Source organism: Vibrio sp. S234-5 (genome assembly GCF_000960595.1).
GTDB lineage: Bacteria > Pseudomonadota > Gammaproteobacteria > Enterobacterales > Vibrionaceae > Vibrio.
Genome location: NZ_JZAM01000372.1, coordinates 1 through 413, shown reverse-complemented (window position 1 = coordinate 413; position 413 = coordinate 1). Strand labels below are relative to the sequence as shown.

Here is a 413-nt window from a genome sequence, read left to right as displayed (position 1 = left end):
TGGAAGTTGGGTACGCCGGTCGCTGCCAGCGGATACGGTGGCATACGACGCCCGTCTATCAGGATCAGTGTGCGAGAAGCGCCTAGGCCACGCTGGTTGACCTGCTGGGCCGCAGGGGTGAAGGAGAAGGAGTTGGTTTGTGCCAACGTGCCGCCGGTGTTTTGCGTCAAGCTGTTGAGAATATCTTCCGCGCTGTTAAATCCTTTTGCCGCAATATCCATGCTGGTGATGACAGTGACAGGTGACGGACCTTCCATGTGGGTAGTTGAGATCGGTGAACCGGTGACTGTCATTTTCTGTAGTTGCGCGACTTGCTGCCCTTCTGCGAAAGCGAGGGGTGTCAGCGATGCTGTTCCTAGGGCAAGACTTGTAGCAACCGATAAGGCTGTTGTGTTTTTGTACATCCTTGTTGC

Annotated in this window: 1 protein-coding gene; it reads right to left on the bottom strand. The window is 55.0% G+C overall.

Annotated features, from left to right (window positions below):
• On the bottom strand, positions 1–404 hold a 404-nt coding region (locus UF06_RS21595), incomplete at its 3' end, for a TonB-dependent receptor plug domain-containing protein (RefSeq protein ID WP_045572311.1).
• Positions 405–413 lie beyond the last annotated feature (9 nt).